The sequence below is a fragment of the Paracoccus wurundjeri genome (genome assembly GCF_030678915.1).
In the GTDB taxonomy this organism is placed as follows: Bacteria; Pseudomonadota; Alphaproteobacteria; order Rhodobacterales; family Rhodobacteraceae; genus Paracoccus; species Paracoccus onubensis_A.
The window spans coordinates 270,458-295,399 of sequence record NZ_JAUUTZ010000001.1 but is presented as its reverse complement, the minus strand read 5'-3'; the positions used below and the strand labels follow the sequence as shown (position 1 = coordinate 295,399).

General features: G+C 60.6%; 27 protein-coding genes. 19 read left to right on the top strand and 8 right to left on the bottom strand.

Features of this window, described 5'->3' with window-relative positions:
* Positions 1 to 63: 63 nt before the first annotated feature.
* On the bottom strand, positions 64 to 1,575 hold the full coding sequence (locus Q0601_RS01600) for an MFS transporter (RefSeq protein ID WP_305286407.1): 1,512 nt from the start codon (positions 1,573 to 1,575) through the stop codon (positions 64 to 66).
* 107 nt (positions 1,576 to 1,682) lie between these two features.
* Here Q0601_RS01600 and Q0601_RS01595 point away from each other — a divergent pair, with 107 nt between their 5' ends.
* From Q0601_RS01595 to Q0601_RS01560, 8 genes are all read left to right on the top strand, one after another.
* Complete coding sequence (locus Q0601_RS01595) at positions 1,683 to 2,519, top strand: universal stress protein (RefSeq protein WP_305286406.1); 837 nt, start codon at positions 1,683 to 1,685, stop codon at positions 2,517 to 2,519.
* Positions 2,520 to 2,711: 192 nt separating this feature from the next.
* Complete coding sequence (locus tag Q0601_RS01590; protein WP_305286404.1) at positions 2,712 to 4,244, top strand: acyl-CoA carboxylase subunit beta; 1,533 nt, start codon at positions 2,712 to 2,714, stop codon at positions 4,242 to 4,244.
* A gap of 205 nt (positions 4,245 to 4,449) precedes the next feature.
* Complete coding sequence (locus Q0601_RS01585) at positions 4,450 to 4,593, top strand: hypothetical protein (protein WP_182912803.1); 144 nt, start codon at positions 4,450 to 4,452, stop codon at positions 4,591 to 4,593.
* Between the two features lie 81 nt (positions 4,594 to 4,674).
* A complete protein-coding gene (locus Q0601_RS01580) occupies positions 4,675 to 5,064 on the top strand; it encodes a hypothetical protein (protein ID WP_305286399.1) in 390 nt (129 codons plus the stop codon).
* A gap of 130 nt (positions 5,065 to 5,194) precedes the next feature.
* Positions 5,195 to 5,446, top strand: a complete 252-nt coding sequence (locus Q0601_RS01575; protein ID WP_305286397.1) for a hypothetical protein — start codon at positions 5,195 to 5,197, stop codon at positions 5,444 to 5,446.
* A 78-nt stretch (positions 5,447 to 5,524) separates the two neighbouring features.
* The gene (locus Q0601_RS01570) at positions 5,525 to 5,755 is read left to right on the top strand and encodes a glycine zipper 2TM domain-containing protein (RefSeq protein ID WP_305286395.1); all 231 of its coding nucleotides are present in this window, start codon (positions 5,525 to 5,527) and stop codon (positions 5,753 to 5,755) included.
* 106 nt (positions 5,756 to 5,861) lie between these two features.
* On the top strand, positions 5,862 to 7,859 hold the full coding sequence (locus Q0601_RS01565) for an acetyl-CoA carboxylase biotin carboxylase subunit (protein ID WP_305286393.1): 1,998 nt from the start codon (positions 5,862 to 5,864) through the stop codon (positions 7,857 to 7,859).
* A gap of 40 nt (positions 7,860 to 7,899) precedes the next feature.
* Positions 7,900 to 8,475 (top strand): hypothetical protein, encoded by a 576-nt coding sequence (locus Q0601_RS01560; protein WP_119748566.1) that lies wholly within the window; start codon positions 7,900 to 7,902, stop codon positions 8,473 to 8,475.
* Here the strand turns inward: Q0601_RS01560 and Q0601_RS01555 are convergent.
* A complete protein-coding gene (locus Q0601_RS01555) occupies positions 8,441 to 8,650 on the bottom strand; it encodes a hypothetical protein (RefSeq protein ID WP_305286387.1) in 210 nt (69 codons plus the stop codon). The genes Q0601_RS01560 and Q0601_RS01555 overlap by 35 nt on opposite strands.
* Before the next feature lie 96 nt (positions 8,651 to 8,746).
* Entirely contained in the window at positions 8,747 to 9,265 is a 519-nt protein-coding gene (locus Q0601_RS01550; RefSeq protein WP_305286385.1) for a DUF4174 domain-containing protein, read from the bottom strand.
* 57 nt (positions 9,266 to 9,322) lie between these two features.
* On the opposite strand from Q0601_RS01550, the gene scpA reads away from it, so the two are divergent.
* From scpA to Q0601_RS01530, 4 genes are all read left to right on the top strand, one after another.
* Positions 9,323 to 11,455: a methylmalonyl-CoA mutase gene (gene scpA, locus Q0601_RS01545; protein ID WP_305286382.1), complete on the top strand. Its 2,133-nt coding sequence runs from the start codon at positions 9,323 to 9,325 to the stop codon at positions 11,453 to 11,455.
* Positions 11,456 to 11,571: 116 nt separating this feature from the next.
* Positions 11,572 to 12,396 (top strand): glycosyl transferase, encoded by an 825-nt coding sequence (locus Q0601_RS01540; RefSeq protein WP_305286380.1) that lies wholly within the window; start codon positions 11,572 to 11,574, stop codon positions 12,394 to 12,396.
* 49 nt (positions 12,397 to 12,445) lie between these two features.
* Entirely contained in the window at positions 12,446 to 12,964 is a 519-nt protein-coding gene (locus Q0601_RS01535) for a hypothetical protein (protein ID WP_305286379.1), read from the top strand.
* A 229-nt stretch (positions 12,965 to 13,193) separates the two neighbouring features.
* The gene (locus Q0601_RS01530; protein ID WP_305286377.1) at positions 13,194 to 14,483 is read left to right on the top strand and encodes a homoserine dehydrogenase; all 1,290 of its coding nucleotides are present in this window, start codon (positions 13,194 to 13,196) and stop codon (positions 14,481 to 14,483) included.
* 9 nt (positions 14,484 to 14,492) lie between these two features.
* Here Q0601_RS01530 and Q0601_RS01525 read toward each other — a convergent pair whose 3' ends face one another.
* The 3 genes from Q0601_RS01525 to infC all read right to left on the bottom strand — a co-directional run bounded on the left by Q0601_RS01525 (position 14,493) and on the right by infC (position 16,620).
* Positions 14,493 to 15,536 carry a HesA/MoeB/ThiF family protein gene (locus Q0601_RS01525; protein ID WP_305286375.1) on the bottom strand — a complete coding sequence of 348 codons (1,044 nt, stop codon included), beginning with the start codon at positions 15,534 to 15,536 and terminating at the stop codon, positions 14,493 to 14,495.
* Entirely contained in the window at positions 15,536 to 16,006 is a 471-nt protein-coding gene (gene dut / locus Q0601_RS01520; protein WP_305286372.1) for a dUTP diphosphatase, read from the bottom strand. The genes Q0601_RS01525 and dut overlap by 1 nt, the downstream gene beginning before the upstream one ends.
* A gap of 74 nt (positions 16,007 to 16,080) precedes the next feature.
* Complete coding sequence (infC, locus tag Q0601_RS01515) at positions 16,081 to 16,620, bottom strand: translation initiation factor IF-3 (protein WP_119748582.1); 540 nt, start codon at positions 16,618 to 16,620, stop codon at positions 16,081 to 16,083.
* A gap of 203 nt (positions 16,621 to 16,823) precedes the next feature.
* Between infC and Q0601_RS01510 the strand changes: the two genes are divergently transcribed.
* From Q0601_RS01510 to Q0601_RS01480, 7 genes are all read left to right on the top strand, one after another.
* Positions 16,824 to 17,546: a hypothetical protein gene (locus Q0601_RS01510; RefSeq protein ID WP_305286366.1), complete on the top strand. Its 723-nt coding sequence runs from the start codon at positions 16,824 to 16,826 to the stop codon at positions 17,544 to 17,546.
* A gap of 13 nt (positions 17,547 to 17,559) precedes the next feature.
* On the top strand, positions 17,560 to 18,432 hold the full coding sequence (locus Q0601_RS01505) for a glycosyltransferase family 2 protein (RefSeq protein WP_305286364.1): 873 nt from the start codon (positions 17,560 to 17,562) through the stop codon (positions 18,430 to 18,432).
* Positions 18,433 to 18,570: 138 nt separating this feature from the next.
* Positions 18,571 to 19,080: a bifunctional 3-hydroxydecanoyl-ACP dehydratase/trans-2-decenoyl-ACP isomerase gene (gene fabA, locus Q0601_RS01500; protein ID WP_305286362.1), complete on the top strand. Its 510-nt coding sequence runs from the start codon at positions 18,571 to 18,573 to the stop codon at positions 19,078 to 19,080.
* 22 nt (positions 19,081 to 19,102) lie between these two features.
* Entirely contained in the window at positions 19,103 to 20,332 is a 1,230-nt protein-coding gene (fabB, locus tag Q0601_RS01495; RefSeq protein ID WP_305286360.1) for a beta-ketoacyl-ACP synthase I, read from the top strand.
* Positions 20,333 to 20,353: 21 nt separating this feature from the next.
* Entirely contained in the window at positions 20,354 to 21,142 is a 789-nt protein-coding gene (locus tag Q0601_RS01490) for an enoyl-ACP reductase FabI (protein ID WP_305286358.1), read from the top strand.
* Positions 21,139 to 21,789 (top strand): haloacid dehalogenase type II, encoded by a 651-nt coding sequence (locus Q0601_RS01485; RefSeq protein WP_305286356.1) that lies wholly within the window; start codon positions 21,139 to 21,141, stop codon positions 21,787 to 21,789. Before Q0601_RS01490 ends, Q0601_RS01485 begins: the two co-directional genes overlap by 4 nt.
* Positions 21,786 to 22,622, top strand: coding sequence for an alpha/beta fold hydrolase (locus tag Q0601_RS01480; RefSeq protein WP_305286354.1), 837 nt, complete (start codon positions 21,786 to 21,788; stop codon positions 22,620 to 22,622). Before Q0601_RS01485 ends, Q0601_RS01480 begins: the two co-directional genes overlap by 4 nt.
* A 142-nt stretch (positions 22,623 to 22,764) precedes the next feature.
* On the opposite strand, the gene Q0601_RS01475 is transcribed toward Q0601_RS01480, so the two are convergent.
* Together Q0601_RS01475 and Q0601_RS01470 are read right to left on the bottom strand one after the other, a co-directional pair.
* Positions 22,765 to 23,760 carry a glycoside hydrolase family 3 N-terminal domain-containing protein gene (locus Q0601_RS01475; protein WP_305286352.1) on the bottom strand — a complete coding sequence of 332 codons (996 nt, stop codon included), beginning with the start codon at positions 23,758 to 23,760 and terminating at the stop codon, positions 22,765 to 22,767.
* A complete protein-coding gene (locus Q0601_RS01470; RefSeq protein WP_305286350.1) occupies positions 23,757 to 24,941 on the bottom strand; it encodes an SPOR domain-containing protein in 1,185 nt (394 codons plus the stop codon). Before Q0601_RS01470 ends, Q0601_RS01475 begins: the two co-directional genes overlap by 4 nt.
* Position 24,942 lies beyond the last annotated feature (1 nt).

Here is a 24,942-nt window from a genome sequence, read left to right as displayed (position 1 = left end):
ATGCCGCTTGTCGCGCAGGCGCCATTCACGAAACTTTGCAAACACACCCTCGCGCGGGGAAATCTACACGCGCCGCAGCGGCATCGAGCAGGCAAGCCACAATCCGCCGGCAGCAAAGCTGGTGATCACCAGAAACGCCGCACGGAAAGCATCGGATATCTCGGCCTGCGCAATCCTTCGCTGCGCGTCCGGCAATGACGCGAGAACATCCGGGCCTTCCTGAAGAATGGTTCCGAACAGCCGCGCGGTTTCGGCATCCCCGATGGCCAGCATTCCGAAAAGCACCGTCCCGACAATGGCCGTTCCAAGCGCCGCCCCAAGCGAGCGGGAAAATTGCACCGTCGCGGCCGCGATGCCCAACCTGCTGCTGCCTGCGGCTACCTGCACCGTCAGTTGCACCACCCCCATTACCGTACCCATGAAGATCGCGCCGAAACCCAGCAACCAGGAAAATTCATGCGCGCTCAGCCATGGCAGGATGATCGCCAGGGTGATCAGGACCAGCACCACGACCGCCAACCCGCCCGAGGGAAAGATCGCGGTACGGCCGGTCCGGCTGACGATGCGACCAGTCACCAGAGAGCCCAGACCGATAGCCGCCGTCATCGGCAGGACCATCAGGCCGATCTCGGCGGGAGAAGCTCCGTGAACCACACGCAGATAGATCGGCACGAATGTCATCAGCGAAACAAGCATGGCGCCGTGGCAGGCCGCCAATGCGTCGCTTCGCCAGATTGTGGGATTGCGGAATAGCGGAAGCGGCAGTAACGGATCCGGCGCGCGCTTCTCGCGCCAGATCAGCAGCACGATCGCGGCTATGCCGGCCAGTGATAGGACGATGATGACGGGAACAGAACCGAGTTCGAAGCGCTGGATCTGCTGAAGCATCACCAAGGCCGAGACGACAAAGGTCGCGAATAGCGCAAGGCCCGGAAAATCGAAGCGGATCCGCTCACCCGATCCGCTCCGTGACGGCAAGCGCAATGTCAGCATCGCCGCCAGCAGACCAAGCGGAATATTCATCAGGAAAATCGACCGCCAGCCAAAATGCTCGGTCATGAACCCGCCGACGACGGGGCCGAAGGCGCTGGAGGTCACGGCAACCGCGGCCAGATAGCCCTGATACCGCGCCCGGTCGCGCGGCGCCAGACTTTCGCCGATCAATGCCTGCGACAATGTCATAAGCCCGCCGCCCCCGAATCCCTGAAGCGCGCGCGCGCAGATCAGGAAAACCGTGCTGGTCGAGATCGCGCACAGGATCGATGCGACGATCACGATGGCCAAGGCAACGAACATCAGATTCCGCCGCCCAAGCAAATCGCCAAGACGCCCATAAACCGGCGCGGCAATCGTGGTGGTGACCAGATAGGCCACCACCACCCACGAGACCAGCTCGACATCGCCAAGGGACGCCGCGATTGCGGGCAAGGCAGCCGCGACGATGGTCTGATCGACGATCGCAAGAAACATCGGCAGCATGATCGCCGAGAAAAGCGTGAGGAAATGCGCCCTCCCGCCACTGGCAGGCGGCAATTGCCCGACCGGCGGCGAAGGAGGAGTAGATTTGGCTGACAAAAGATGAATTCCGGGTGTAGCGTGAAGGTCGTTGATGCGAATTTGGCTGAACGGGCCTATAATGTTAAGATCGGGGCATAGTCACAAGCCCTGCTGGAGTCATGGTCATGAAAACGATCCTCGTCCCGGTGGAACTTCACGAACTCTCGCAATCGACGCTTCAGACAGCGGCGCTGCTGGGGCTGGCATTCGACAGTTACCTTGAAGGTTTTACCCTCAGCCCCGCCCTCAGTCCGTTCATGGCGGCCGATGCCATGGGCACCATGGTCCTTTATCAGGAGGATGCGCAGGATAACGGCGAGAATGCCGTCAAGGCACGGCAGGCATTCCTTGACGCGATGCAGGCGCATGCGATCCCTGAAACAACCGGTACCGGCAAGGGGCCACATTTCGGCTGGCACGCAGAAACGCATGGCGATGATTTCATCGGTAATATCGGACGGGCATTCGATATCACCGTGCTTGGCCGCCCCGGCTCGAAATACGGCCAGCCGCGCGGCACCACGCTGGAGGCCGCCCTGTTCGAAAGTGGCCGGCCGGTCCTCATCGCACCGCCGGAACCGCCCCGGCAATTCGGCAAGAATATTCTCATCGTCTGGAATGGCAGCACCGAAACCGCACGCACGATCGCCTTTGCCCTGCCGCTGCTGGCGCGCGCGGACCGGGTCGTTGTCCTGACGGTCGAAGGCAGCAGCGTATCCGGCCCCGACGGCGCCGATATCGTCACCTATCTCAACCGCAACGATATTGCCTGCGAAGCCCGCTCGGTCGAACTGGAGGGGCGCGGGATCGGGGAAACCATTCTGGCCGAAACGGCAGCGCATGGGTCCGACCTGATCATCAAGGGCGCTTATACCCAAAGCCGCTTGCGGCAGTTGATCTTCGGCGGCGCGACGCGGGAAATCATTGCCGAAACCACGCTGCCGGTGTTCATGGCCCATTGATCGCGGCGGGGAATCCCGCCCGTTCAGGCCGCACGGGTCCGGAATGGGCCGGGAAGATCGGGATTGCGAAGGTTTGCGATTTTGCAATTATCACGATCACGCGGCAATGTAGTTTGCAAATTTTCCCAATTCTTCTTTCATGCGCCGAATTCGCGCGCTATTTTCCCGCAACTCAACCGAAAGGTCCCGCCCATGAAGGATATTCTGCAAGAGCTGGAACGCCGCCGCGACGAGGCCCGCCTTGGCGGAGGACAGCGCCGCATCGATGCTCAGCACGCGCGTGGGAAGCTGACGGCGCGCGAACGGATCGAATTGCTGCTGGATGAAGGCAGTTTCGAGGAATTCGACATGTTCGTCGCGCATCGTTCGACCGATTTCGGGATGGAGGCCGAACGGCCCTATGGCGACGGCGTGGTAACCGGCTGGGGCACGATCAACGGCCGCATGGTCTATGTGTTCAGCCAGGATTTCACCGTCTTCGGCGGCTCATTGTCGGAAACCCATGCGCAGAAGATCTGCAAGATCATGGACATGGCGGTGCAGAACGGCGCGCCGGTCATCGGACTGAACGATTCAGGCGGGGCACGGATTCAGGAAGGCGTGGCCTCTCTGGCCGGTTATGCCGATGTATTTCAACGCAATATCATGGCATCCGGCGTGGTTCCGCAGATCAGCGTCATCATGGGGCCATGCGCGGGCGGCGCGGTCTACAGCCCCGCCATGACCGATTTCATCTTCATGGTCAAAGATACCTCTTACATGTTCGTGACCGGGCCGGATGTGGTCAAGACCGTCACCAACGAAGTGGTCACCGCCGAACAGCTTGGCGGCGCCTCGACCCATACCCGGAAAAGTTCGGTCGCTGATGGCGCGTTCGAGGATGATGTCGAGACGCTCTCGGAAATCCGGCGGCTGTTCGATTTCCTGCCCCTGAACAATCGCGACGGCGTTCCGGTGCGGCCATTTTTCGATGACCCGGCACGGATCGATGAAAGTCTGGATACGCTGATCCCAGACAATCCCAACCAGCCCTATGATATGAAAGAGCTGATCGTGAAGGTCGCGGATGAGGGCGATTTCTACGAAATCCAGAAGGACTTCGCCGGGAATATCATCACCGGCTTCATCCGTCTGGAAGGCCGTACCATCGGTGTCGTCGCCAATCAGCCGATGGTACTGGCCGGGTGCCTCGATATCGACAGCAGCCGCAAGGCGGCGCGTTTCGTGCGCTTCTGCGACTCTTTCGAGATCCCGATCCTGACCTTTGTCGATGTTCCGGGCTTCCTGCCGGGCACCAGTCAGGAATATGGCGGCGTCATCAAGCATGGCGCCAAGCTGCTATTCGCCTATGGCGAGGCGACGGTGCCGAAAGTCACGGTCATCACCCGCAAGGCTTATGGCGGCGCCTATGACGTCATGGCATCGAAACATCTGCGCGGCGATTTCAACTATGCCTGGCCGACCGCGGAAATCGCGGTGATGGGCGCCAAGGGTGCGGTCGAGATCCTGTATCGCAGCGAATTGAACGACCCTGACAAGATCGCGGCCAGAACGAAGGATTACGAGGATCGCTTTGCCAATCCTTTCGTTGCGGCGGAAAAAGGCTTCATCGATGAGGTGATCCAGCCCCGCTCGACTCGCCGCCGGGTTGCGCGTTCTTTCGCTGCCCTGCGCGGGAAGAAGCTGTCGAACCCGTGGAAAAAACACGACAACATCCCCTTGTAAGTTACGGGAATCCCATGTGGACACACAAGCTTGTGATTGATGCAGCCGCGCCACATCCCGGCGAAGTTTCGCCGCCGTCGCAGGTGACCGGCTATCTGCATGCTCTTGGGCTGGCTATCATGGATAATTGTCAGGCCCCACAAAAGGCCGGCACAAACCCGAGCAGTCGGACGCATCGCCGTCCGCAAAACAGGAGAGTTTGCTTATGTCGAAGAAGATCATTCTCGGCCTTGTCCTGGTTTCGGCTTTCGCCGCTTGCCAGCGCCAGGAGCCCGAAGTCTATGTGCCCCCCGCACCCGCGGCGGATCCGGTCTCGCAAGAGCCGGTCTATTCGGGCAAATACGGCTAAGGCCACTCGCCCACCAATCATGCGCGGGCGGTACGATCGCCCGCGCCTTCTGCGCCCGCTATCCGTTCAGGAGGGCGCCATATGCTGAAGCATCGCGGCTTTCCCAGCCGTCTTCCCGGCACCGATTATCAGTTCACCATCCGGCGGAATAACAAGAAGGGCGCGACGCCCCTGGTCCGGCGCGAGCGTTATCGCGACCGCAAGGCCGCGGATCGGGCGGCGGATATTGGCTTCCTGGCTGCATTGATCGAGCATTTCGGCGACGCGCCGTTCGAACGCGGCAATCTGGATGCCGGACGGTTGTCCTGGCTGATCGGTCGCGAGATCGTGACCGAGGGCGAACTCGACCCTACCGATTACGAACAATTGCTGCGTGTCGACATGACCTGTGCCCAGGCATCCTTTCCGGAATTGTTTTCCGATGACGATTTCGACGATCGTCCGGACAGTGCGCCGGCGGAAACCCGCTGATGCGCGATTTACTGCCAAGCGGAACTTTTCGTGCTATAACTCCGTTGGACAAGCGCAACCGCAGTGTGATAGTTGCGCGTCCATCTCAACCGCCTCTGAATGAGGCCACGAATACAGGCATAAGAACACCATGCAAATTTCCAACATCATCCGCGTCACTGGAATTTCGCTCGCCCTTGCCGGTTTGTCGGCATGTGCGCAGCAAGGCGGTTATCAGACCGCAACGGGCCTTTCTCCGGATGCGCAGCGTGCTGCCGGTGGTGCGGTCGCAGGGGCCGTTATCGCCAAGGCGCTGGACGAGAATATTGCCGCTGGCGCAGCGCTTGGTGGCGCAGCAGGCGCATTGTGTGACGACGCCGGCGTCTGCCGCCGGGCTTACTGATCAGACTCAACATTCCCACGGAACCAATCCGTGCGGTTTAAGTTGTACTCGCATCAAACTTGTTAAGGAAGAACCATCATGGCAATCAAAATCCTTCTTGCTGGTGCTGTTGGCACCGCCCTCCTTGCGGGCTGTGCGAACCAGACCGGCCGGGCAACCGAAATCGACCGTACGGCCATGGGTGCAGCAGCAGGTGGGGTGCTTACTGCGGCTCTTGGTGGTAAGGAAAGCGACATTTACAAAGGCGCTGCCGTCGGTGCCCTTGGCGGCGCGCTTTGCGATGACGTTGGTGTCGGCGCCTGCCAATAATCGCTGCGTATACGCTCAGGCTAAACCCAGCATCACAACCAACAAAGCCGTCCGAAGCCGTTTCGCTTCGGGCGGCTTTTTCATGTCCTCTGGCCAAGGTTAATCCATGTTCAAGAAAATCCTGATCGCCAACCGGGGCGAGATCGCCTGCCGCGTCATCAAGACCGCCCGCAAGATGGGTATTCAGACGGTCGCCGTCTATTCTGATGCCGATCGCAATGCGCTGCATGTGAAAATGGCCGATGAAGCGGTGCATATCGGCCCGCCGCCCGCCAATCAGTCCTATATCGTGATCGACAGGATTCTGGATGCCATCCGCCAGACCGGCGCAGAGGCAGTTCATCCCGGCTATGGTTTCCTGTCCGAGAACAAGAATTTCGCCGAGGCTCTGGCCCGCGAAGGCGTAGCCTTTATCGGCCCCCCGGCGTCGGCAATCGAAGCCATGGGCGACAAGATCACCTCGAAGAAACTGGCAGCCAAGGCGGGCGTCAGCACCGTGCCCGGTTTCATGGGGCTGATCGCCGATGCGGATGAGGCGGCGAAGATCTCGGATGAAATCGGCTATCCGGTGATGATCAAGGCCAGCGCAGGCGGCGGCGGCAAAGGCATGCGGATCGCATGGAACGAGGCCGAGGCGCGCGAGGGCTTCGAATCCTCTAAGAACGAAGCCGCGAACAGTTTCGGCGACGACCGCATCTTCATCGAGAAATTCGTGACCCAGCCACGCCATATCGAGATTCAGGTTCTGGCAGACGCGCATGGCAATTGCGTCTACCTGCATGAACGCGAATGCTCGATCCAGCGGCGCAACCAGAAAGTGATCGAAGAGGCCCCCTCGCCCTTCCTTGACGAGGCTACGCGCAAGGCAATGGGCGAACAGGCATGCAAGCTGGCCTCAGCCGTGGGTTACACAAGCGCGGGCACCGTCGAGTTCATCGTCGATGGCGAGCGGAATTTCTACTTCCTCGAAATGAATACCCGCCTTCAGGTCGAACATCCGGTCACGGAACTGATTACCGGCGTCGATCTGGTTGAACAGATGATCCGCGTCGCCGCCGGAGAGCCGCTGCCCTTCACGCAATCCGATCTGAAGATCAACGGCTGGGCCATCGAGTCCCGGCTTTATGCCGAGGATCCCTATCGCGGCTTCCTGCCTTCGATCGGGCGACTGACCCGCTATCGTCCACCCGAGGAAATCGCCGATACCGCGCATGTCGTGCGCAACGATACCGGCGTCTATGAAGGCGGCGAGATCAGCATGTATTACGACCCGATGATCGCCAAGCTGTGCACTTGGGCACCCACGCGCGGGCAGGCGATCGAAGATATGCGGGTCGCCCTCGATACGTTCGAGGTCGAGGGGATCGGGCATAACCTGCCCTTCCTTTCCGCCGTGATGGACCATCCGAAATTCGTCGCTGGCGATATGACCACGGCCTTCATCGCCGAGGAATATCCCGATGGCTTTCAGGGGGTTGTGCCCGGAGATGATGACACCATCCGCATAGCCGCTGCCGCTGCGGCCATGCATCGCGTGGCCGAAATCCGCCGCGCGCGGATCAGCGGAAGGCTGGACAATCACGAACGCCATGTTGGCGAGAATTGGGTGGTCTTTCTGGCCGGACGCGAAGTACCGGTCAGGATCCGCGCCGACCGCGAAGGCGCTACGGTTCAGGCCGGGGCGCGCGAATTGCGCGTGGAAAGCGACTGGCGGCCCGGCCATTCGCTTGCGCGGATGCTGGTCGACGGGCAGCCTCTGGTCATGAAGGTCGACAGGATCGCCGCCGGTTTCCGCCTGCGCAGCCGCGGCGCCGACCTGCATGTCCATGTCCGCCGCCCCCGCGCCGCCGAACTGGTCAAGCTGATGCCCGAGAAGATCGCGCCGGATACCACGAAATTCCTGCTTTGCCCGATGCCCGGGCTGGTGGTGAAAATCAACGTGGCCGCGGGCGATGAGGTACAGGAAGGTCAGGCGCTTTGCACAGTCGAGGCAATGAAGATGGAAAACATCCTGCGGGCCGAACGGAAAGGCATGGTAAAATCCGTGAATGCCGAGGCGGGGCAAAGCCTGAAGGTCGATGATGTGATCATGGAGTTTGAGTGAGGCAAAACCCGAAATATCATTGACGCCAGGGAGCTAACCCGTGGATCTGTCCCCCCTCATCCTGAACGAAAGGGTTGCTGCCGCCCTTGTCACCGCCATTGTGGGCGGCGGGGTGGTGGCGGCGGGCTGGTTCTGGACACATGCGCTGTCACGCCGCCGCGATCTGGTGCTGCGTCGAGAACGGATCAACGATATACAACGGGCGCTTTTAGCGGAGATCCGGGCGCATGTGGTCGCGCTGGAGCGGCAGATGCTGGATTTACCGGATGCCGAGCAGTTGCAACTCCTGATATCCGAAGGAGCGGCGCCAATCCTGCCGCATGACGCCAATGACCGCATTTTCCGCGCGATAGTCACCGATGTGCATATGTTGCCCGAGGCAAGCATCGATTCGGTGGTCAGATATTATCGCCTTTTGGCGGTTCGGGCGGCTTTTGGGGAAGATGTGCTGCAAAATATCAGGAACAACCCCGACCGCGCGGCCAAGATGCTTCTGGATTATATCGCGATTTCGAATGAAACGCTGGAAACAGGACGGGAGGCTGTCGATACACTTACCGCCGGGCTTGGGAAAGCCGCGATCAGTAGAACATCCGTGGACCGGAGCGGCCCGTGATAGGCGTCAATCCCAAGGCAGAGGTCACGTCATTGACCGAACCATTCTTGTCCAGAAATTCCCTTCTGGCGCGGAGTAGTTCATCAAGCCGTTTGCGGAACTGCTCCATCCGCTCGGCACTGATGGCCGGAACAGGGCCCCGCTTGTCATCACGCAACATGGCCGCTTTCGCCATTTCGCATCCTCCGTTTGCGGGCAGACATATCCGCCCTGCCCTGAATATAGGGACTATGGCGGTTTTTCGCAATCCGAACCTGCGTCAAGGTGAATCCTATTGCACCCCTGCCCGTCCGATCTCCTGCCGGCGCAAAGGGAACTTGTCGATCGCGCGGCTGATTTCGCGGACATCCCAGGGCAAGGGTTTGCGCAGCTTGACCTGCCCGTCCTTGTCCAGAAGGACCAGCGAAAACCCTTTCGGATGGAATCGTTGTCGCCAGACGCTGTCTGCCTGCGGATCGGTATCGGTGAGCACCACCACATCACGCTCTACCAGCATGCGGGGATTGAGCTGCAATTCCTTCATCTGTTCGACGAAAGCAGGATCGTCCGGGTTGTCGGCAAAGACCACGACCGGGCGGGACTTCCACTGGAATTCATCCGGATCGGCATCGCCCGCATCAAGTAACCGCAATTCGGACTGCGCCTTCGGCTCTCTTTGGGTTCCGGCAAGTTCCTCGGGACTCATCGGCGTACCGGGCTCGGTCATCGGCACGTTGCGCGGAGGCGGAGCCTCGCGCACCTGGCCCATGGCAGCCAGAGCCATTGCGAAAATCAGGAATTTCAACTTCATCGGCACCTCTTCCTGTTCTGAATATAAGCAAAGCGGGCCGTTGGGAAAGGACAGATCATGACAAAATCGACATTGGAGGATTGGCGCAAGCTTGCCGAAAAGGAACTGAAAGGCCGCGACCCGGCCAGCCTTGAATGGCAGACGCTGGAAGACATCACCGTCAAGCCGCTTTACACCGAGGCGGATACAAGCGGGCTTGACCATCTGGGCAGCCTGCCCGGACTGGAGCCTTTCACCCGTGGCCCCCGCGCAACGATGTATGCCGGGCGTCCCTGGACCATCCGGCAATATGCAGGCTTTTCGACCGCCGAGGAATCCAACGCCTTCTATCGCCGCGGATTGGCCGCCGGTCAGCAGGGGGTTTCGGTCGCCTTCGATCTGGCCACCCATCGCGGCTATGACAGCGACCATCCCCGGGTCGTGGGCGATGTAGGAAAGGCCGGCGTCGCCATCGACTCGGTCGAGGATATGAAAATCCTGTTCGACGGTATCCCGCTGGACAAGGTCAGCGTCTCGATGACCATGAACGGCGCGGTGATCCCGGTTCTGGCGAATTTCATCGTCACCGGCGAGGAACAGGGGCACGACCGCTCGGTGCTGTCGGGAACCATCCAGAACGATATCCTCAAGGAATTCATGGTCCGCAACACCTATATCTACCCACCCGAACCCTCGATGCGGATCATCAGCGATATCATCGAGTTCACCAGCACCCAGATGCCGCGCTTCAACTCGATCTCGATTTCCGGCTATCACATGCAGGAGGCAGGCGCGAATTTGGTGCAAGAGCTTGCCTATACGCTGGCCGACGGACGCGAATATGTGAAGGCGGCAATCAATGCGGGCATGGATGTGGACGTCTTCGCGGGGCGCTTGTCGTTCTTCTTCGCCATCGGCATGAATTTCTTCATGGAGGTTGCCAAGCTGCGGGCGGCGCGTTTGCTGTGGCATCGGGTCATGACCGAGTTCGGGGCGAAGAAAGTCAGTTCCAAGATGCTGCGGACGCATTGCCAGACTTCAGGCGTCAGTCTGCAAGAGCAGGATCCCTATAACAATGTCATCCGCACGGCATATGAGGCGATGAGCGCAGCGCTTGGCGGCACGCAATCGCTGCATACCAATGCGCTGGACGAGGCAATCGCCCTGCCAACCGATTTCAGTGCCCGCATCGCCCGCAATACCCAGCTGATATTGCAAGAGGAAACCGGCATCACCAATGTCATCGATCCTTTGGCCGGGTCCTATTACATCGAAAGCCTGACCGCCGAACTGGCCGAAAAGGCATGGGCACTGATGGAAGAGGTCGAAGAGATGGGCGGCATGACCAAGGCAGTCGCCTCGGGGATGCCGAAACTGCGGATCGAGGAAACCGCCGCCCGCCGTCAGGCCATGATCGACCGGGGCGAGGAAGTCATCGTCGGCGTCAACAAGTATCGCAAGGACAAGGAAGACCCGATCGATATTCTGGATATCGATAACGTCAAGGTCCGCGACAACCAGATTGCCCGGCTGGAAAAGATCCGCGCCAGCCGCGACGAATCCGCCTGTCAGGCCGCGCTGGACGAGTTGACCCGCCGCGCCCGCGAGGGCGGCAATCTGCTGGAGGCCGCAGTCGAGGCCGCCCGCGCCCGTGCATCAGTCGGAGAGATCAGCATGGCCATGGAAAAGGAATTCGGCCGGCACCGCGCCGAGGTCAAGACCCTCGCCGGCGTTTACGGCGCCGCCTATGAGGGCGACGAAGGCTTCGCTGCCATTCAACGCGATGTCGAGAAATTCGCCGAGGATGAAGGCCGCCGCCCCCGCATGCTGGTGGTCAAGATGGGTCAGGATGGCCATGACCGCGGCGCCAAGGTCATCGCCACGGCCTTTGCCGATATCGGCTTTGACGTCGATGTCGGCCCGCTGTTCCAGACCCCGGAAGAAGCCGCGCAGGACGCCGTGGATAACGACGTGCATGTCATCGGCATTTCGTCTCAGGCGGCAGGTCACAAGACCCTTGCCCCGAAGCTGATCGAGGCCCTGAAGGAACAGGGGGCCGGGGATATTCTGGTGATCTGCGGCGGTGTCATTCCGCAGCAGGATTACGATTTCCTGCGCAAGGCGGGCGTCAAGGCGATCTTCGGACCCGGGACGAATATTCCGGCAGCCGCAGCCGATATCCTGCGGCTGATCCGCGAAGCACGGGGATGATCTGAGATCGCCCGGCCGGAACGGAACGCCCCCGTTCCGGCCTGGCGAGTGATAATTTCCTCTCTTGCTCTCACCGCATGGTTGTGAAACCTTCGAGCCAAACTCGCGAGGCGGTCATGAGTGACGGGCGTAACGGATCTGTCAAGCAGATCATCTGTATCAAATGGGGCGACAAGTTCGGCGCGGAATATGTCAATCGCCTGCATGGCATGATCTCACGCAATATCACGCCGCCTTTCCGGTTGTTCTGTTTCACCGATGACGGCACGGGTCTGCATCCCGATATCGCCGTGCGGCCGCTACCCGAATTCGACTACAAGACCCCCGAACGGACGCGGGGGAAATGGCCCAAATCGCGGTTATGGGGCGATCTGGGGGATGTGACGGGTGTCGTGCTGTTTCTGGATCTGGATGTCGTCATTACCGGCAATATCGACTGTTTCTTCGAACATGGCGATCCCGGGGACACGATTCTGGGGCGCAATCTGAACACGCCTTTCGAGCGCATGGGCCAGACCTCGGTTTACCGGATGAAGGTCGGCAATCTTGCCCCCTTGCAGGATATCTTCCGCGCCGATCCGCAGGCCGTGGCGGATGAATACAAATACGAACAACGCTTCGTCACCCGCAACGCGCCGGGCGGAGTGAAATTCTGGCCGCTGCGCTGGATGGTGCATTTCCGCATGCAATGCGTGCCGGTCTTTCCACTGAATTATTTCATTAAACCCCGCATCCCCCGAAACGCCCGGATCGTGATCTTTCCCGGTAATCTTAACCCGCCCGACGCCATTGCCGGACGCTGGGACGAACACGCCACGCCGCGCCCGCCGCTGGATCACCTTCGCGCGGCATTCGCCAGGGATCGCCGCGAAAGCTTCTTCAGGCATTTGCGGCATTACGTCCATCCAACCGAATGGGTTGAACGGATGTGGCGCGAATAGACGTCGTGCCCGACCCCGATCCAGCCAATCTCACGTTCAGAAGACCGCGATGACCCTCAGCCCCACTCCCGAGCGCCTGACAGATGATATGGCCACCGCGATCGGTCACGCCGTCGCCGGTTTCGGTTTTCTCGAAGAGGCCCTGAAACGCGCCATCTTTTCACTGACGCGGCAGGGGCTGGGAAAGGATGCAAGCGAGAACGAGCTTGAGAAATGGTTACAGCGGATGGAGGATATCGCCGACGATACGCTTGGCACTCTGATCGACAGTTTCATCGCCACGATCAAACATGCGCGGGTCGATGACCGGCATATCCTGACCGAGGAACTGAGCGAGCTTCGGCTAAAGCGCAACCTGCTGTGCCATGCGTCATGGCGTCCGGGATCGAAGCCCGGTTACTGGCATCCGACCTTTATCAATACCCGCGGCGAGCGTTATCCCGATGAAATGAACGCCGATGAAATCGATGCGATTCACAAGCGGACGCAGAAGATCGCCCGGCGGGTAGTGTCGATCATGCGGGCAACCGGGATCGAAGGCGAATTGGCCGGTGACGAGGAAGATTAAGGCATTTTCAACAAAAGCGGGTATCGGTTTTGCGCCGGGAATTGCGCCAAAACGAAAAGATGCGGCGTTCCGATCTTTCAGGGACAAACCGAAACCTTGCAGATCTTGCGGCCAATAAGGCACAGGCAGACCGCCGGAGCAGGCTTTCCCGATGGCATTTTCCGATCCTGCGTTGCAACCCTGCAAGAGGCAGGATAACAACCCGCGCAATCCACAATAAGAGGCTTTCATGTCGTCCCCTCTCCGCCTCGGCATTGCCGGGCTTGGTACTGTCGGTATCGGTGTCATCAAGATCGTCCAGAAACACGCTGGCCTGCTGGCCAAACGGACCGGGCGTGAGATTACGATTACCGCCGTCAGTGCCCGCGATCGGATGAAGAATCGCGATGCGGATATCTCGGCCTATCGCTGGGAGGACGATCCGATGGCCGTGGCCACGGCGGATGATGTGGACCTGTATATCGAACTGGTCGGCGGCGATAACGGCATCGCCAAAGAAAGCATCGAGGCCGCCCTGCATGCCGGTAAGGATGTCGTCACCGCGAACAAGGCTCTGCTGGCGATGCATGGCCAGGAACTGGCCGAACTGGCCGAAAGCCTTGGCCGCGTGATCCGCTTCGAGGCCGCGGTGGCGGGCGGTATCCCCGTGATCAAGACCATGACGGAATCGCTGGCCGGCAACAGCACCACCCGCGTCATGGGAGTGATGAACGGCACCTGCAACTATATCCTGACCCGGATGGAAAGTGCCGGCCTGCCCTATGAGGCGGTGTTCGAGGAAGCGCGGCAGCTTGGCTATCTGGAAGCCGATCCCAATCTGGACGTGGGCGGCATCGATGCGGGGCACAAACTGGCGATCCTTTCTTCTATCGCCTTCGGGACAAGGGTGAATTTCGATGCGGTCGAGATCGAGGGGATCGAGCGGGTCAGCATCGACGACATCAACCGCGCCTCGGATATGGGTTACCGGATCAAGTTGCTGGGCATCGCGCAGATGACTCCGCGCGGGTTGGAACAGCGCATGTCGCCCTGTCTTGTACCCGCCGACAGCCCGCTTGGGCAGCTTGCGGGCGGCACCAATATGATCGTGGTCGAGGGCGACAGCGTCGGTCAGATCGTACTGCGCGGCGCAGGTGCGGGCGAAGGTCCGACCGCAAGCGCCGTCATGTCCGATATCGCCGATATCGCGCGCGGCATCCGCCTGCCGGTCTTCGGCCAGCCCGCGACCGGGTTGAAACCCGCCCAGCCCGCACGCACCGCTGTTCCTGCCTCGTATTACATGCGGCTGGAATTGCAGGACAAACCGGGCGCCTTGGCCAAGATAGCCTCGGTCTTGGGCGAAGCCGGGATCTCTATCGACCGGATGCGGCAATACGGGCATTCCAGCGACAGCAGCGTTCCGGTTCTGGTCGTCACCCACAAGACCACGCCCGAAGCCATCGATTTCGCCATCGAGGCGCTGCCGCGCACAGGGGTTCTGGTCAGCGACCCGGTGGAATTGCGGATCGAGGAGGTCTGAACGCCCCTCTCAGCCCGGCGCGGTCCCCCCACAAACCGAGCAATCCGGACGGGGCGCGATCGTTATCATCCGCGTCTCGCCATATAATCCGTCGAAGATCAGCATCCGCCCGTCAAGTCCCTGCCCCGCACCGGTCAGATATTTGATCGCCTCCAGCGCGAGAATACTGCCGATCACGCCGGGAAGCGCACCGACGACCCCCGCCTCTGCGCATGGCGGCGCGTTTCCGGGCGCGGGCTCCTGCGGGAACAAGCAGGAAAAACAGGGGCCGCCATGTGCCGGATCATATAAGGTAACCTGCCCTTCCCATTGCGCAATCGCGCCGGCAAGCAACGGAACCCCGGCCGCGACGCAGGCGCGGTTGATGGCATCGCGCGACGCATAACTGTCCGTCCCGTCAATCACGAGGTCATAGGACGCGATCATCTTCGCGCTTTCTTCCGTGATCCGATGGGGCCATGTATGGGCGTGGATATGCGGGTTCAGCTTAAGCAGGTTTTCCGCAGCCGCTTCCGCCTTCGGCTCACCCTGTTGATCATTCCGGAAAATTACCTGTCTTTGCAGGTTTGACAGATCGACAATATCGTCATCGGCCAGACAAATCTCACCGACCCCTGCCGCCGCCAGATACAACCCGACCGGCGACCCAAGCCCTCCGGCACCAACCACCAGCACCCGCGCATCGCGCAGACGCATCTGCCCCGGACCGCCGATCTCCCGCAGCACCAGATGGCGGGCATAGCGGTCAAGCTCGGGATCGGACATCCCGTCACTCTGCGGTGCGGCCTCCGGCACGGAGGGTTCCGTTGCAAGCCCCCGCAATTTCCGCAACCCGACCCGATACAGGATAACCAGCCCGCCGATCATCCCGGTCACCAGCCAGTGCCGGATATCGCCGCCGAACTGCCGCGCCAGCCAGGCATCAGGCATCTGCGACTTGAGAAGAACCACGCTCAACCACGGAACAGCAAGGGCAAGAACCGTATTCCTGCCCCGCAATCCTGCGAACCATGCAAGCCCCGCGATTGCGACGAAGATCAGGGCACCCAGCATCAGCCGATCCCCGTGGAACCGAAACCTCCGGCGCCCCTGGCCGTCTCGCTAATTTCGGCGGTTTCGAAGAAACCCGCCTGCACGGCGGGTGCCACGACCAACTGGGCAATGCGCTCGCCATGACGCAGATGATAGGGCTCATCCCCCAGATTGATCACAATTACGCCGACCGGACCGCGATAATCGCTGTCTATCGTGCCGGGCGTATTGACCAGCGTCAGACCATGTCTGAGCGCAAGCCCGGAACGCGGCCTGACCTGCACCTCCCATCCCAGCGGGATGTCAAGGATCAGCCCGGTCGGCACCAGGGCCCGCTGCCCCGGAGAAAGCAGAAGTCCGTCGCGCGCCTCGTCGGGGAAATTCGCACGCAGATCCGCGCCCGCCGCCCCGGTGGTTTCATAGGACGGCAGCGCCAGCGTGTGATCCGAATCCTCGATCCGCTTGATTCCGATTCTTGGTGCTTCGCTCATCCGATCTCCTCACATGCAAAGGCCGCGCGGCAATGCCTGCGCGGCCCCGTTTCAGCAATCTCGCACGAAAAGGCTTACCGCGGCGAGATCATCATCACCATCTGACGGCCTTCCAGTTTCGGCATGGCCTCGACCTTGCCGGCCTCGCCAACATCGTCTCTGACCCGGTTCAACAGTTCAAGACCAAGATCCTGATGCGCCATTTCGCGGCCGCGGAAGCGCAGGGTCACCTTGACCTTGTCGCCCGCATCCAGAAACTTCATGACATTCCGCATCTTGACGTCATAGTCATGCGTATCCGTGCCGGGACGGAACTTGACCTCCTTGACGTCAATGATCTTCTGCTTCTTGCGCGCCTCGGCCTCGCGTTTCTGCTGTTCGTACTTGAATTTGCCGAGATCCATCACCTTGCAGACCGGCGGGGTCGCGTTCGGGGAAATCTCGACCAGATCAAGCCCCGCATCTTCGGCCATCTGCAATCCGACCGATGGAGGCACAACGCCTACATTTTCGCCCTCGGGGCCGATCAGTCTAATTTCTGCCACACGGATACGTTCGTTGACGCGGGGACCAGTGTCACGGGTGGGCGGTGCATTATGCGGTCTGCGGGCTATGGTGTTTCTCCTTCATAACCATGACGTGAATAGCGGAAAAATAAGCGTGAGGCCCCGGCGATTCAACCGAATTCGCCGCTATTGGTTGCGCAAAGCACGCTTTTGTCGCTCATTTGTCGCGCCCGATGGCCTGATGGTGACTTTTCGCGGCGCGCTGCCTGTGCGATAGATGACGCGACCGGGTCCGAAATGAAAGATTCACCATGCAAAGGCTGTTATTTCCACTCCTGATTCTCGCTGCCGCCGCCGGCGGATGGTGGTGGTGGGACGGGCAGCGGACAAGCGAATCCCCAAGCGACGAAGCCCCGGTGACCGACGCCGCACCCGAAACCGGCAAAACCTCTGCCGAAACGGATGCCGTGCCGGACGCGACCGGGCAAGCGGATACCACCGCCCCGGCCGAAGGGGAACAATCCACGCAGGAAGAAGATACCGCGCAAGCCGCAAATGACGCCGCCGATGCTGCCGCAGATGCCGCCGCGATTGCCGCTGACGCCGCCGCGGAAGCGGTTCAGGTGACCGGAGAAGCCGCGCATCCCGCTGCAAGCTCGGCCGCGAACGAAGCCGAAGCCGCTGCCGAAGCGGCGCTGGATGCCGCGGATCGTGCCGCCGAGGCCGCCGCGCAGGCCAATGATCCCACCTCATCCGCTCAAAACGAAGCGGCGGAGGTTGCCGCGAATGCCGCCAGAGAAGCCGCCGAGGCGACCGATACCGCCGCCGACGCCGCCGTCACGGCGAGCCGGATCGAATCGGAGCTTACCCCAGAAGGATTCGATGCCGAACGCGTCATTGAACTGATTGAAACGGCAGATATCCCCGAGGCCCAGCGGGCCACGCTCAAACGTCTGATCGAAAGCGCAAGCGACAATCCCCAGCTTCTCCAGGCCGCACTCGAACAGGTCAAATCCGTAATGAAAAGCAATTGATCCCAGTGTTGAAATGACAGCCGATTTTTCCGAGCTTAACGATTTTCTGATCGACCAGCCCAAAGCCCTGTCCAAGGGGCCGCTGGCGATAATCCTGATCGAGGACGATATCGCCGTCGCGGCAACCCTGAAACATCATCTGAAAGCCGGCTTTCGCCATATTCTTGCGCTGTCTCCGGAACCGTTGATCCTGTCTGAGGAGGACAAGGCCCGGGTGACCAATCTGCGCTGTCAGACCCGGCGCCCCGCCGCGCATGTCGACGCGATCAATGCCGTCATCCGGGCCGTCCCTGAAGGGACCTGGCTATATTATTGCTTCAACGGGGAGTTCCTTTATTTCCCGTTTTCCGAAAGCCGCAGCGTCGGCGAGATGCTGACCTTCCATGTCGAGGAACGCCGCTCGGCCATGCTGAGCTATGTCATCGATCTTTATGCGCCGGATCTGAACCGCTGCCCGAATGCGGTCGATTTCGAGCATACCATGTTCGACCGCACCGGCTATTATGCCCTTGCCCGGATTGGACGCGACAATCACCCGGTGGAGCGTCAGCTTGATTTCTTCGGCGGGCTTCGCTGGCGCTTCGAAGAGCATCTGTCGGCGGATAAGCGGCGAATCGACCGGATATCGTTGTTCCGCGCGACCAAAGGTCTGGAAATTCTGCCGGATCACCGCTTCAACATTCAGGAATACAATACCTATTCCTGCCCGTGGCATCACAATCTGACGGCAGCGATCGCCTCGTTCCGCGTTGCCAAGGCACTGACCACCAATCCCGGCTCTCGCGATGCGATCGGCAGCTTCGTCTGGCGCAATTCGGTGCCTTTCGAATGGCGTGCGCAGCAATTGATGGATTTCGGGCTGATGGAACCCGGCCAGTGGTTCTGATCCGCAGAGATGCCCATATAACGCCTAAATTCGGTCATGTAGCGCCTTGCGCTTGCAGGACTTTCGCTGCGAATGATAAACGATAGATCAAGTCGGCCATGACCGGTCGAAGGAACATTAGAGGGAAGGCAGGACTTTATGGCAATGACGCAAACCAGCTTTGACCGCGACGAGCTGCTTGCATGTGCGCGGGGCGAGTTGTTCGGCCCCGGAAACGCCCAGCTGCCGGAACCTCCCATGCTGATGATGGACCGGATCACCGATATCTCCGAAGATGGCGGCCTGCATGGCAAGGGTCACGTCACCGCCGAATTCGACATCAAGCCTGATCTGTGGTTCTTTCCCTGCCATTTCCCCGGCAATCCGATCATGCCCGGCTGTCTTGGGCTTGACGGGCTATGGCAATTGACCGGCTTCAACCTTGGCTGGCGCGGATGGGAGGGGCGCGGTTATGCGCTTGGCGTCGGCGAGGTCAAGCTGACCGGAATGGTGCGCCCCGACCGCAAGATGCTGCGCTATTTCGTCGATTTCACCAAGGCCGTGCAAACCCGGCGTCTGACCATGGGCGTTGCGGATGGACGGGTCGAGGCCGATGGCGACGTCATCTATCAGGTCAAGGATATGAAAGTCGCTTTGTCGACCACTTAAGCAATTCCACAAGGAGGCCCCTATGAGACGCGTCGTTATCACCGGGCTCGGTATCGTTTCTCCTATCGGCAACAACGCCGCCGAAGTCACCGAAAGTTTGCGCCAGGGCCGTTCGGGCATCGTATTCGCGCCGGATTACGCAGAACATGGCTTTCGAAGCCAGGTTCACGGCATGCCGCAGATCGCGCTTGAAGATCACATCGACAAGCGCAACCTGCGCTTCATGGGTCCCGGGGCAGCCTATAATTTCATCGCCATGGAACAGGCAATCGCAGATAGCGGGTTGGAGGAAAGCGATGTTTCCAATCCGCGTTCGGGCCTGATCATGGGATCGGGCGGTCCGTCCACGTCGAATTTCTTCGAGGCCCATCGGATCGTCATCGAAAAGGGCGCGCCAAAGCGGATGGGTCCGTTCATGGTCACGCGCTGCATGTCTTCAAGCAATTCCGCCTGCCTTGCGACACCGTTCAAGATCAAGGGCGTCAATTACTCGATCACCTCTGCCTGTTCGACCAGCGCCCATTGCATCGGCAACGGGGTCGAACAGATCCAGATGGGCAAGCAGGATATCGTTTTCGCAGGCGGCGGCGAGGAACTGGACTGGACACTGTCCTGCCTGTTCGACGCGATGGGCGCGATGTCGTCGAAATATAACGACACGCCGGAAACCGCCTCGCGCCCCTATGACGAAACCCGCGACGGTTTTGTCATCGCCGGCGGCGGCGGGGTCGTCGTGCTTGAAGAACTGGAACATGCCAGGGCCCGCGGCGCAAAAATCTATGCCGAAGTCACCGGCTACGGCGCCACCTCTGACGGCTATGACATGGTCGCGCCTTCGGGTGAAGGCGGGGAACGCTCGATGCGGCTGGCCGTGGACACCCTGCCCGAAGGCCGCAAGGTATCCTATGTCAACGCGCATGGCACCTCGACCCCGGTGGGCGATGTGGGCGAAATCAAGGCGTTGCGTCGGCTTTTCGGGGAAGGCAATGTGCCGCCCGTCAGTTCGACCAAATCGCTGACAGGCCACAGCCTTGGCGCGACCGGGGTGCATGAGGCGATTTATTGTCTGCTGATGTTGCAAAATGACTTCATTGCAGCATCTGCAAATATTCAGACACTGGATCCCGAGATCAAACCGGAAGAGATTGCCACGACGCGCATCGACAATGCCGGGCTTGACTCGGTTCTGTCGAACAGCTTCGGTTTCGGCGGCACCAATGCAACATTGCTGATGTCCAGATATATGGAATAAGAACAAGAACGAGGTCAAAATATGGGCGAACTTCTTAAAGGCAAGCGAGGGCTTGTGATGGGGGTCGCCAATGACCGCTCCATCGCTTGGGGTATTGCGCGCGCCGTGGCGGCCGAAGGGGCCGAACTTGCATTCAGCTATCAGGGCGAGGCATTCGGTAAACGGGTCGCCCCATTGGCTGAATCCGTCGGCTCGGACTTTCTGCTGGATGTCGATGTCACCGATGATGACAGCCTGAATGCCGCCTTTGCCGGTATTACCGATCGCTGGGGCCGTCTGGATTTCCTGATCCACGCCATCGCCTTTTCCAACAAGGACGAATTGACCGGGCGTTTCGTCAATACCAGCCGCGCGAATTTCAAGCACTCGCTGGATATTTCCTGCTATTCGCTGATCGAGGTCGCCCGCCGGTCAATGCCGCTGATGGCTCCGGGTTCCACGATCCTGACCATGACCTATGCCGGGTCTAACCGGGTGACGCCCTATTACAATGTCATGGGCGTCGCCAAGGCGGCGCTGGAATCCAGCGTCCGCTATCTGGCGAATGATCTTGGCCCCGATGGAATCCGCGTCAACGCGATTTCACCCGGCCCGATGAAAACCCTTGCAGGCGCGGCCATCGGCGGCGCCCGCAAGACCTTTCGCCATACAGAGGCCAACGCACCGCTGCGCGCCAATGCTACGCTGGAAGCGATCGGCGGCACCGCGGTCTGGCTGTTGTCGGATTGGGGCGCCTCGACCACCGGTGAGGTCGTACGGGTGGATGGCGGTTATCACGTGCTTGGCATGCCGCAAAGCGAAAACCTGTGATCTGGGTCTTCGACGCATATGGCACCCTGTTCGATGTCGACGGGGCCGCGCGTCAGGCAGCGAAGGACGACCCTTCCCTGAATGCCGTCTGGAAGGCCCTTTCGGCCGATTGGCGACGCAAACAGCTTGAATATTCATGGCTGCGCACGATCACCGGGGAACATGCCGATTTCTGGCGGGTGACATCCGACGCGCTTGACTGGGTATCAAAGCATCATGGCGTCGCGCCGGAACAATCCGCCCGGCTGCTGGATCTTTACCGCCACCTGCCCGCCTATCCCGAAGTACCCAAGATGCTGGACAGGCTGCGCAGCGAAGGTGGCCGTCTGGCAATATTCTCCAACGGCAGCCCGCGGATGCTTGGCGATGCGGTCACATCCGCAAAACTGGATCAGCGGTTTGACGCGCTGCTATCGGTGGAAACCGTGGGCGAGTTCAAACCCTCGGCCAGGGCTTACGGTATCGTCACCGATCATTTCTCTTGCGCTCCGGGCGATATCCGTTTCGTGTCCTCCAATGGCTGGGACATTTACGGCGCGACACGGTTCGGCTTTCGCACCTTCTGGGTCAATCGCATGGGTTTCCCTGTGGACCGCCTGCCCTGTGAGCCCGGCACAATCGTTTCAGATCTCCGGGAACTTCGATGACCGCATTCTTCACCGGCAGGGATGGCGCCCGGCTTGCCTTTCGCGATGAGGGACAGGGGCTGCCCGTCCTGTGTCTTGCGGGCCTGACCCGCAACATGGCCGATTTCGATTATGTGGCCCCACATCTGCAGAATATCCGGCTGATCCGGATGGATTACCGGGGACGAGGCCAATCCGACTGGACGGGGCAGGACAGCTATACCGTGCCGCAGGAAGCCAAGGATGCGATAGCGCTTCTGGATCATCTGGGCATCGGCAAGGCCGCGATCCTCGGAACCTCGCGGGGCGGCCTGATCGGCCTGTTCCTTGCCGCGACTGCGCATGACCGGCTGCTTGGGCTATGCCTGAACGATGTCGGCCCAAAGATCGAGAAGGCCGGGCTTGAACAGATATTCGACTATGTCGGCAGGAATCCCGCGGCAAAAACCCATACGGAACTGGCCGCTCGCCTGCCTTTCATCATGCCGGGCTTTGCCAATGTGCCGGAAGGCCGCTGGCTTGCGGATGCGCAAAAACATTACGATGAGACCCCGGACGGACTGCGGATCAAATACGATCCCGCCTTGCGAGAGGCATTCCTGGCCGCATTTCAGGGTGAGGCACCGGATTTATGGCCGCTTTGGGATGCCTGCGACAGATTTCCCGTCGCCCTGCTGCGCGGCGCGAATTCCAATCTTCTGTCGCCGGAATCCGCTGCCGAAATGCAACGCCGTCGTCCCGATACGATCTATGCAGAGATCCCCGATCGCGCGCATATTCCCTGGCTGGACGAAACCCCGTCGCTGGATGTTCTGAACCGCTGGCTCGCCGCGATGAAGGCTGATCACGCCTGAATCGATCTGCAACCTAGAGCCAATCACACCTGCCCGGCTTCAGGCTCCCCTCCTTCTGCTTCTTCTTTGTCCAAATACCTCGGGGGTCCGGGGGGGCAGCGCCCCCGGTCGTCGCGGGACGCAAACCACCGGCGTTTCCGATTCACACCCCGCTCCGGGTGCCGATCAGCTTGTGATATTCCGCCAACAATGCCTCCGGATCGGCAGGCTCGGGGTTTTGACGCATGATCAGGGCGCGTTCCGCGCGTTGCTGCGCTCCCGCGTTCATCACTCCTGCCGCCGCAACGACAGGCTCCATCGCGGCGATATCGCCATTGCAATGCAGCACCAGATCGCAGCCGGCGGAAATTGCCGCTGCGGCGCGCTCGGCCTCGGTTCCGGGAAGCGCGTTCATGCTGATATCGTCGGTCATCAGCAAACCGTCGAATCCCAACTGATCCCGGATCAGCCCAATGATCTTCGCGGATGCCGTCGCGGGCGCCGCATCCAACGCCGTGAAACAGATATGCCCCGTCATCCCCATAGGCAGATCGTTCAGGCCCCGGAAGGGCGCAAAATCGACCGCTGCCAGTTCATCCGGCCCGGCATCGACTTTCGGCAGATCATGATGACTGTCGGCAACGGCGCGACCGTGGCCGGGCATATGCTTGATCACTGGAAGAATACCCGCGGCCAGCAACCCATCCGCCGCGGCACGCCCCAATTCAGTCACTTTCGCAGGATCGGTCCCAAGGCAGCGATTGCGCAGAAACGGATGCGTCTCGGGCTGGGCGACGTCAAGCGTCGGCGCACAATCTGAATCGATCCCGGCCTCTTTCAGTTCCGCTCCGATCAGCCGATAGCGCAACCACATCGCCCGCGCGCCCGCCTCTGCCTGATCCAGCGGCGCGGGCCATTCGCGCCAATGCGGCGCGCGCAGGCGTTGAACCCTGCCGCCTTCCTGATCGACGGTAATGACGGCATTGCGGCCCACGGATTCGCGCAGATCGCCGGTCAGGCGGCGAAGCTGTTCGGGGCTTTCGACATTGCGGGCAAAAAGGATGAAGCCCCAAGGATCAGCCGAACGGAAGAAATCCCGTTCGGCCGCAGTCAGACTTGTCCCGGCGATCCCGCCAAGAATCGTTGCGCTATGGTTCACTGGGCCGCCAGCGCGATACAATCGGTTCCGCCGGCCTTCATCTCGGCGCAGAAATTCCGGGCGTCAGACGTATCGCTGAAGCCGGCAACCCGCAGCCGCCAATAGGTGCGCCCATTCGATGCATGTTCCTGGATCACCTGACCCTTGCCGGAAAACAACGAGCCGAACTTGCCCGACAAACGATTCCATTCGCTCTCGGCGATGGCATTGCTGTCGAATGCCCCAAGCTGCACCACCGGGCCGCCTGCCGAAGCGACAGCGGTTGCCGGTTGCGCTTCAGGCGCCGGAGCAGAGGCCGCCGCAGGACGCGCGGCAGGTGCCGGCGCGGGGGCAGGAGCAGCCTCGGCAGCGGCCGTCTGGGTGGTCGCAGGGGCAGTCTCGGCGGCGCTTGTTCTCCGTGGACGAGGCGCCGGACGGGTCGATGTCGCCAATGCGTCGTTTGCCTGCTGGGCTTGTGCTTCTGCCAATGCCGCAGTGATGGCGGCGGCCTGCGCAGGAACACCGTTTTCATCGGTCACGACCTCATTGACCGGGCCTTCGCTTGCCGGAGCATCGACGATCTCGGCATTCGCAACCTCATTCTGTGCGGCGGCATGCTCCGCTGCGGCCTGACTTTCCGCCTCGGCGATCTCGCGCATCTCGCTGTCGGACAGCGGCGCGATCGGCTCGCCGTCGAAGCTTAACGGAACTTCGGATTGCTGGGTCGGTTCGCGGGCTTCGGCCCCCAGCTGGCCCATGGCCACATCTTCATCCGCCAGAGCAATTTCCGAAGAAACAACCGCGACCTGATCGACCGGCACGGTATCGGCACCCTCGGCAACATTATTCACGGCGTAACCTGTATAGTTTGTCAGTTCTCCGCCCGGGTCCTCGGGCGTCGAACGCGCCTCGCCTCCCAGCGCGTGAATGACCGGGATCCCCGAAACATCCCGCGATATGAGCTGCCATCCCCAGACCATCAGGCCGATCATCAACGCGACCGATGCCAATGCGCCCAGATAATGGGTCAGTCTGGCAAGGCGCGTCGTCAGGGGCGGAATCCCATCGGGATCACCCGCGTAACGGGCGTCATCCGCATGCGCTCCGTCTTCGTCCCAGCCACCTTGATCATAAGCAAACTCACGCCGTACCTTGTGACGCGAGAAAATATATCCGCCTTCGCGGAAATCCATCACTGCCATA

Excerpts from the sequence above, each read along its gene's own strand:
- scpA (WP_305286382.1), top strand. The coding sequence starts at position 9,323 with ATGACAAAATCGACATTGGAGGATTGGCGCAAGCTTGCCGAAAAGGAA.
- dut (WP_305286372.1), bottom strand. The coding sequence starts at position 16,006 with ATGAGCGAAGCACCAAGAATCGGAATCAAGCGGATCGAGGATTCGGAT.
- Q0601_RS01540 (WP_305286380.1), top strand. The coding sequence starts at position 11,572 with ATGAGTGACGGGCGTAACGGATCTGTCAAGCAGATCATCTGTATCAAA.
- Q0601_RS01590 (WP_305286404.1), top strand. The coding sequence starts at position 2,712 with ATGAAGGATATTCTGCAAGAGCTGGAACGCCGCCGCGACGAGGCCCGC.
- Q0601_RS01595 (WP_305286406.1), top strand. The coding sequence starts at position 1,683 with ATGAAAACGATCCTCGTCCCGGTGGAACTTCACGAACTCTCGCAATCG.
- Q0601_RS01525 (WP_305286375.1), bottom strand. The coding sequence starts at position 15,536 with ATGCTGGGTGCCCTGATCTTCGTCGCAATCGCGGGGCTTGCATGGTTC.
- Q0601_RS01550 (WP_305286385.1), bottom strand. The coding sequence starts at position 9,265 with ATGAAGTTGAAATTCCTGATTTTCGCAATGGCTCTGGCTGCCATGGGC.
- Q0601_RS01530 (WP_305286377.1), top strand. The coding sequence starts at position 13,194 with ATGTCGTCCCCTCTCCGCCTCGGCATTGCCGGGCTTGGTACTGTCGGT.
- Q0601_RS01535 (WP_305286379.1), top strand. The coding sequence starts at position 12,446 with ATGACCCTCAGCCCCACTCCCGAGCGCCTGACAGATGATATGGCCACC.
- fabA (WP_305286362.1), top strand. The coding sequence starts at position 18,571 with ATGGCAATGACGCAAACCAGCTTTGACCGCGACGAGCTGCTTGCATGT.
- Q0601_RS01585 (WP_182912803.1), top strand. The coding sequence starts at position 4,450 with ATGTCGAAGAAGATCATTCTCGGCCTTGTCCTGGTTTCGGCTTTCGCC.
- Q0601_RS01470 (WP_305286350.1), bottom strand. The coding sequence starts at position 24,941 with ATGGCAGTGATGGATTTCCGCGAAGGCGGATATATTTTCTCGCGTCAC.
- fabB (WP_305286360.1), top strand. The coding sequence starts at position 19,103 with ATGAGACGCGTCGTTATCACCGGGCTCGGTATCGTTTCTCCTATCGGC.
- Q0601_RS01480 (WP_305286354.1), top strand. The coding sequence starts at position 21,786 with ATGACCGCATTCTTCACCGGCAGGGATGGCGCCCGGCTTGCCTTTCGC.
- Q0601_RS01580 (WP_305286399.1), top strand. The coding sequence starts at position 4,675 with ATGCTGAAGCATCGCGGCTTTCCCAGCCGTCTTCCCGGCACCGATTAT.
- Q0601_RS01505 (WP_305286364.1), top strand. The coding sequence starts at position 17,560 with ATGACAGCCGATTTTTCCGAGCTTAACGATTTTCTGATCGACCAGCCC.
- Q0601_RS01575 (WP_305286397.1), top strand. The coding sequence starts at position 5,195 with ATGCAAATTTCCAACATCATCCGCGTCACTGGAATTTCGCTCGCCCTT.
- Q0601_RS01490 (WP_305286358.1), top strand. The coding sequence starts at position 20,354 with ATGGGCGAACTTCTTAAAGGCAAGCGAGGGCTTGTGATGGGGGTCGCC.
- Q0601_RS01510 (WP_305286366.1), top strand. The coding sequence starts at position 16,824 with ATGCAAAGGCTGTTATTTCCACTCCTGATTCTCGCTGCCGCCGCCGGC.
- Q0601_RS01555 (WP_305286387.1), bottom strand. The coding sequence starts at position 8,650 with ATGGCGAAAGCGGCCATGTTGCGTGATGACAAGCGGGGCCCTGTTCCG.
- Q0601_RS01565 (WP_305286393.1), top strand. The coding sequence starts at position 5,862 with ATGTTCAAGAAAATCCTGATCGCCAACCGGGGCGAGATCGCCTGCCGC.
- Q0601_RS01570 (WP_305286395.1), top strand. The coding sequence starts at position 5,525 with ATGGCAATCAAAATCCTTCTTGCTGGTGCTGTTGGCACCGCCCTCCTT.